Source organism: Apilactobacillus timberlakei (assembly GCF_002993965.1).
Lineage (GTDB): Bacteria > Bacillota > Bacilli > Lactobacillales > Lactobacillaceae > Apilactobacillus > Apilactobacillus timberlakei.
The window spans coordinates 222,660-228,736 of sequence record NZ_POST01000004.1 but is presented as its reverse complement, the minus strand read 5'-3'; the positions used below and the strand labels follow the sequence as shown (position 1 = coordinate 228,736).

The 6,077-nt window shown below is 27.7% G+C and carries 7 protein-coding genes and 1 rRNA gene; 1 reads left to right on the top strand and 7 read right to left on the bottom strand.

Features of this window, described 5'->3' with window-relative positions:
* Both C7N71_RS06490 and C7N71_RS06485 read right to left on the bottom strand, forming a co-directional pair.
* A 16S ribosomal RNA gene (locus C7N71_RS06490) occupies positions 1-141 on the bottom strand; the annotation flags it as partial.
* A 482-nt stretch (positions 142-623) separates the two neighbouring features.
* Positions 624-1,211, bottom strand: coding sequence for a peptidylprolyl isomerase (locus tag C7N71_RS06485; RefSeq protein ID WP_105988301.1), 588 nt, complete (start codon positions 1,209-1,211; stop codon positions 624-626).
* 161 nt (positions 1,212-1,372) lie between these two features.
* Between C7N71_RS06485 and C7N71_RS06480 the strand changes: the two genes are divergently transcribed.
* A complete protein-coding gene (locus tag C7N71_RS06480) occupies positions 1,373-2,011 on the top strand; it encodes a VTT domain-containing protein (RefSeq protein ID WP_105988292.1) in 639 nt (212 codons plus the stop codon).
* Positions 2,012-2,046: 35 nt separating this feature from the next.
* Here the strand turns inward: C7N71_RS06480 and C7N71_RS08340 are convergent, their stop codons facing one another.
* The 5 genes from C7N71_RS08340 to C7N71_RS06455 are packed head-to-tail and all read right to left on the bottom strand — an operon-like array spanning position 2,047 to position 6,024.
* Positions 2,047-2,670 (bottom strand): TIGR01906 family membrane protein, encoded by a 624-nt coding sequence (locus C7N71_RS08340; RefSeq protein ID WP_105988291.1) that lies wholly within the window; start codon positions 2,668-2,670, stop codon positions 2,047-2,049.
* A gap of 1 nt (position 2,671) precedes the next feature.
* Complete coding sequence (locus C7N71_RS06470) at positions 2,672-3,445, bottom strand: TIGR01457 family HAD-type hydrolase (protein WP_105988290.1); 774 nt, start codon at positions 3,443-3,445, stop codon at positions 2,672-2,674.
* Between the two features lie 2 nt (positions 3,446-3,447).
* Positions 3,448-3,996: a YutD family protein gene (locus C7N71_RS06465; protein ID WP_157944375.1), complete on the bottom strand. Its 549-nt coding sequence runs from the start codon at positions 3,994-3,996 to the stop codon at positions 3,448-3,450.
* Positions 3,997-4,007: 11 nt separating this feature from the next.
* On the bottom strand, positions 4,008-5,399 hold the full coding sequence (locus C7N71_RS06460) for a bifunctional metallophosphatase/5'-nucleotidase (protein WP_105988288.1): 1,392 nt from the start codon (positions 5,397-5,399) through the stop codon (positions 4,008-4,010).
* Positions 5,400-5,415: 16 nt separating this feature from the next.
* Positions 5,416-6,024, bottom strand: coding sequence for a metallophosphoesterase family protein (locus C7N71_RS06455; RefSeq protein ID WP_105988300.1), 609 nt, complete (start codon positions 6,022-6,024; stop codon positions 5,416-5,418).
* Positions 6,025-6,077 lie beyond the last annotated feature (53 nt).

Sequence of the window (6,077 nt, the reverse complement as noted above, 5' to 3'; positions counted from 1 at the left end):
TTACTCACCAGTTCGCCACTCGTCCCGAATCCAAAAATCATTTATGCAAGCATAAAATCAAATTGGGAGGACTCGTTCGACTTGCATGTATTAGGCACGCCGCCAGCGTTCGTCCTGAGCCAGGATCAAACTCTCATCTTATAGATGAAAAGCTTTTAACTAGCTCATCAAATTAATTGTTTTTTTATAAGCGAATTGACTTCGCTGTGTTTAATTACTTACAATCTAAATTGCAAGTTCCTTACACATCATCGATTATCAATCTTGTTCAGTTTTCAAAGATCTACTTATCAGTTAACTGCTTTTATGAAGCAGCTTTTTAATTATATCACGTCGTCAACTTGATGTCAACAACTTTTTATAATTAATTTTTAAGTTGATATGTTGTCGTTCGTTATCTCAACAACGCAACATTAATTATTATGCCATTTTTTAAATATAAAGTCAATAACTTTTTTAATTAAATTAATAAATGAATATTTGATAAATTTAAAAATCAACAACTAAAATGTTATCAAAAGTTAAATTCAAAGTCAACATTCTTTCAATAAATAAAATATAAAAAATATAACCTGAATGACAACAAAAATAATAATACCAATAAAATAAAATATAGTCAATGACTATTTATATATTTCTATTTTATTTATTAAAACTTCTGAAACTGGGCGATCATTATTATCAACTTCAACATCCGCTATTTTATCAACTACATCAATTCCCTTGATTGTTTGACCAAAAACTGTATGTCTAAAATCTAGCCATGGAGTTCCACCATTATTTTTATATGCATTAATAACTTCACTAGCAAACTTAGATTTTTTCATAGGTTCTATTAAATTGTCTGCTAAATGTTTATTTTGAACAATAAAAAATTGACTACCATTAGTATTAGGACCGGCATTAGCCATTGATAATGCACCTCTAAAATTATATAAATCATCAGAAAATTCATCATCAAATGGTTGATTCCAGATACTTTCACCACCAGCACCTGTATCAGTTGGATCACCAGATTGAATCATAAAGTCTTTAATAACTCTGTGAAAATTAATTTGATCATAATAACCTACTTCAGCCAGTTTAGTAAAGTTTTCAACTGCCATTGGTGCTTGTTCAGGAAATAATCTAATTTCAATATCACCATAATTAGTCTTTATAATAGCTAAAGGACCATTTTCTTCATCTAAATTCAGCTGCGGATAATTAATAGTAAATTCCTCCAAATAATTATTTATTTAACAAACATATAATATAATAAAATAAAATTGGAGAAATGATAAGTGTTTTTTCATAATTTATTTTATTATTATGCATTTATTCTTATAAATTTGGTAAAATTACTTTATATATTTAAATTAAGGAGAAAAATATGAATACTTTAATAGATTTTATACTTCATATAGATAATCATATAATAAATTTGGTTACTTATTTCGGTAATTGGACATATATTATACTTTTTGCTGTTATATTCGTAGAAACAGGAGTAGTTGTTATGCCATTTTTACCAGGTGACTCTTTACTATTCGCAGCATCAGCCATTTCAGCAAATCCTCAATACCATTTAAATACTTGGATATTTATAGTTGTATTCTTATTAGCATCATTTTTAGGTGATACGTTAAATTTCTATTTAGGAGATAAAATAGGTTATAAAATAACAAAGCAAAAATGGGTAGCAAAAGTTATAAAACCGGAACAATTAGATAAAGCAAAAGCTTTTTTTGATAAATATGGTATATTAGCAATATTCATAGCAAGATTTATGCCAATCATTAGAACATTAGCCCCTTTTATTGCTGCTACAAGTGGTTATAAATATAATAAATTTATAAAATATAATTTATCAGCATGTATAGTTTGGGTATTACTATGTTGTGGTGCTGGTCACTTTTTTGGAAACATTCCATTTGTTCAAGAACATTTTTCAGTAGTAGTCATTGGAATTATATTAATCACTTTAATACCTGGAATAGTAGCTTTTATAAAAGAGAAAAAACAAAAATAGAAAAGAGTGGAATAATAATATTCCACTCTTTTCTATTAGAGTTCTTTTTTACCCTTTCTTAAAATAAAAGAACATAAAAACAAGAATATAGAAAATAAAACTAATGAACATACAAAAAAATATCCGTCAGGGAAAGCTAAAATAATAGGATTTTGCTTAATACTAAATATCCAATCATTATTGTTAAAAAATATTTGATGAAATTTTATAAAAATATCATTAAAATCAAGAATAATTAAAACAAACATAAAAATAGATATATAAATGGTTAATTTCAAAAAATTGATCCATAAACTAATAAATTGTTTAATTGCATATTTATAATAAACTTTTAATGATATTGGCAAAGAAAAGAACATAAATAGATTATTAAAAATAATTAATTGCTTTACATCATAAAAATGATGAAGACCTCTTCTATCTATAAGAAAACTAGCATTTAAATGGTTTATAAAAGGAGATTGTAAATAAGTAATAATATTATAATAACTATTCATTAGCTCATTTATTGTTTTATGAGAATTAATATCAATGTGAAACATTAATATCGATGAATAGTATAAAAAAGGTATATTTATAATTATAAATATACCTAAACTTATTACAGATAAAAGAATGAGAGTAATACTTAATATATTAATACAGTTAAATTTAAACATTCTAAACTATCCAATCATCCAAAGAATCAATTTCGCTAGTTGGTTTTATATTCATATTAGAAACTTGCTTTTTAGTTGATAGTCCTGAATAAACTAGTAAAGTATCAATGCCAAAATTAATTCCTGCAAAAATGTCAGTCATATAATTATCGCCGACCATTACAACCTCATCTTTATTTAATTTAATTTTATCTAATGCGTTTTCTAAAATAATACTTTCAGGTTTACCAATAAATATTGGGTCAACTTGTGTTGCATATCTAACCAAATCAACTAAAGAACCAGCACCTGGAAGCATCCCCTTTTCATTTGGAATATTACTATCTGGATTTGTCCCAATAAATTTAGCGCCTGCTCTAATATACAATACCGCTTTACTTAATTTATCGTAGTCAGTATTAGAATCCAAACCAACTACTACATAATCCGGCTGTTCATCATACACAATTTCAAATCCATTATTTTCTAAAGCAGTGATTAAACCTTTTTCCCCCACTACATAAACCTTACGTTTCTTTCCAGCAATTTTATCCATATAATCAGCGGTCGCTAATCCAGCAGTATAAACATTATCTTCTCTTACATGAATATCATGATTATCAGCTAAATTTTTCACAACATCAATAGGCATTTTAGTAGTGTTATTAGTAACAAACATAAAAGAAATATCCTTATTTTGTAATCTTTCAATAAATCTTTTAGCAGCAGGAATTCTTTTACTACCCGCATAAATTGTCCCATCTAAATCAATAAAGTATCCATTATATTTTTTCATCACTAATCTCCCTGTTTAATTGTAAAATGACGCTTACCCTTACCATTGCTTTTAGTAATACGCATATGTTTACGCTTGTTAATAGGTTTTTTATGCTTAGTTACTTTCTCTTCAAAATTATGATTCCTATTTTTAAATTTTCTACGAGGATTGCGACGCTTTTTAATGAAATGACTATTTCTAAAGTTATTTTTAACTTCTAAGTTATTAATAACGAAATACTTAGCACCTACATTAGCATACTCATAAATGTAATCTTCAATTGAGCTATATTGATATTGTGGGGGTACTTTAGCATCATCTTTAAGAAACCCCTTTAACCTTAGAACTCCGTAAGCATAATCACCTACAATATAATTATATTTACTAAAAATTGGATTATATTGTTGTTTAAAGATTTCTAAATCAAAGCAATTTTCGACATTCTTAATTATTTCATAATCATGTCCATTAATAAGCAGTCTATCATCACTTTCTTGTGATATTTTTGCCAATGGCTTTTTAGATGATCTATTTTCTTCTACTGTTTCTTCAATAGTCTTACGATCCAAATAAAACTCTCCTAATCTTTTTTGTTTAAGGGATATTTTTTTGATAAATAAGTGGCAAATACATCCCTTAATGTTTGATCATATAAAATATGATTATCACCTACGATAGCGATAGTTGGGAAAAATGGAATAAATGAATAATGGTCCAATAAAGCAATGTCATAACTATCATTATCTTTAATAATTTTACCATTATAAAAAACTTTACGGGTCTTCATATCAACATCAATACCGGAATAATTTAATTCACCAAAATATTTACCACGAAATCCCATTCCTTTTTGTTCAAATTGAATTAAGAATTTACGATTTTTTTCCATTTCCATAACCATACGCCATAAATCATAACCCTTTAAAGTAGTCTTCATTACATGCATAGAATGAGGAAGGATTTTATGCAATTGATTTTTATCAACCACTCCTTTAGGTAAATCATCTAAAAATAACCCATCATTCATAATTGCAATGTCTGTTTGAGCTTTTTCTTTAATCGCTTCGAGGCCTTCTTGCATAATAGAAGGTTCACCTCTTAATGATGTATGCATGCTATAAGGAATGTCAGCTACTTTCGATTGTGCTAATATATTTTCACCATGTTCTTCTAGTCCTTGGATATAACTTTCATCATCAGCTTGTTCTGGTAAAGTTGATGTTTTAACCACTGAAGCAACCTTATCAGTAATCTTCCCATCTGATACAGATAATTTAATTTCTCCAACATAATGACCATATTTACCAGCTGCAGCTAATAATGATTTATTATCATATTCACCATTTTTAAATAAATGATGTGTATGACTTCCAATAATAATATCAAATTGTGGGAACTTACTAGCAATTAAACGATCTTGAGTAACACCTAAATGCGATAGCAAGACCATCACGTCATAATCGTCATTATCATTTTTTATAAGATCAGGAATAATTTTTTGATCATCAACAGGATTCCATCCTTCTAACTCATAAGTAGAATGATAAGGCGCCGTTAATCCTAGTAATTTTACTTTAGTACCATTTTTACTTTTAATAATCTTTTTCTTTTTTGCCCAAGTTGGTTGTTTCCCAGTTTTTAGATCAAACAAGTTATCCAAAACTACATCAAAGTTAGCATCGTCATATAGATGGTTTAATTCATCTTTATTATTAGTTAATCCTTCATTGTTCCCAATAGTGGCAGCATCATAATGAACTTGATTTAATAAATCTATATTTGCTTTGCCATCAGTTGCTTCTGTTAACGGATGAGCACGATCAACAGCATCCCCTAAATCAACAGTTATAACAAAATAGCCTTGGTTTTCTAACTTATGTTTTTCTGAGGCCAAATATCTAACAATTTTAGGCCAATTTTCAAAATGAGAATGTAAATCGTTTGTATGCAAAATAGCAATTTTATCTAACAATTCACTTACCTCCTAATCAATGTCTTTTCGCAAAGTCAATATTCTTACCCAAAACCATCTCCTGTACTTCAGATTCAGATAATGGAGCACCAAAAGATGGTTTTGTTTTTAAATAGTCTAGTTCTGGAGAATCTACACCTACGTTTAAATTATCTTTAATTGGCACCGAATAATGATGAATATGGCCATGGAGATTAATAATTTTTTCAACCTTACCCATCATCATTGGATAATGAGTCATATAGTACTGACAATGGTTCATCTTTATTAATACACCAACATCATGAAATTCAAATTTCAGTTTTCCATTAATATAATAGTTATGATTACTTAAAAACTTAAATAAATCGCGACTATCATGATTGCCTTTAATTAAAATTAAATTACCATGCAATTTTTTCAAAATATTAAAGATTGCTTCATAGGCTTTCTTTGCTGGCTTTATATGATGTACAGCAATATCACCTAAGTGGTATACCGTATCATTAATTTGAACTTTACTATTCCAATTATCAATAATTTTATTATTCATATCATCAACAAAGAAAAAAGGTCTTGGAGCAAAGTCATCAATACCTAACATGTGTTTATCAAAAAAATGCGTATCAGAAATAAAGTACTGAATATAATTACTCCCTTTCAATATTAACTAACTATATATTACAACAATAACCGTAA

Bases quoted from the DNA above. Each gene is read 5' to 3' on its own strand.
- C7N71_RS06480 (WP_105988292.1), top strand. From the start codon at position 1,373: ATGAATACTTTAATAGATTTTATACTTCATATAGATAATCATATAATA.
- C7N71_RS08340 (WP_105988291.1), bottom strand. From the start codon at position 2,670: ATGTTTAAATTTAACTGTATTAATATATTAAGTATTACTCTCATTCTT.
- C7N71_RS06470 (WP_105988290.1), bottom strand. From the start codon at position 3,445: ATGAAAAAATATAATGGATACTTTATTGATTTAGATGGGACAATTTAT.